Below are 332 nucleotides of genomic sequence, written 5' to 3'. Positions count from 1 at the left end.
CGATTTAATCATACGGGGAAGGCTTTCCCTTTTTCAATTTAATTTAGAAATTTACACAAAATATTTTACACTCCCGAAAAGAGCCCACTAATGAACTAGAAAGACTAAGGAAACGAGTTCGTGAGCTAGAAGCTCGTGACCGTGAACGGGAGCTGCAAATCGCTTTTGCAAAAAAATTAGTCGAAATACGCAATCGGGAGGTGAAACGACCGGACGATATCAAGCGATTCAAGAAATGAACAATGAAGGTTATTCTATTAGTGAATTGACCAAGGTCGCTGGAATTACTAGACAGGCTTACTACAAATGGCTGAAACATGAACCGACTAAAT

General features: G+C 39.5%; 2 pseudogenes. Both read left to right on the top strand.

Annotated elements, in window-relative coordinates:
• Positions 1 to 68: 68 nt before the first annotated feature.
• Positions 69 to 239, top strand: a pseudogene (locus QOS03_RS09325) (helix-turn-helix domain-containing protein); the annotation flags it as partial.
• A pseudogene (locus QOS03_RS09320) lies at positions 236 to 332 on the top strand (IS3 family transposase); the annotation flags it as partial. The pseudogenes QOS03_RS09325 and QOS03_RS09320, both read left to right, overlap by 4 nt.

Source organism: Limosilactobacillus pulli (genome assembly GCF_947381555.1).
GTDB lineage: Bacteria > Bacillota > Bacilli > Lactobacillales > Lactobacillaceae > Limosilactobacillus > Limosilactobacillus pulli.
The sequence above is the reverse complement of the archived record's forward strand: the minus strand, read 5'-3'. Positions and strand labels throughout refer to the sequence as shown.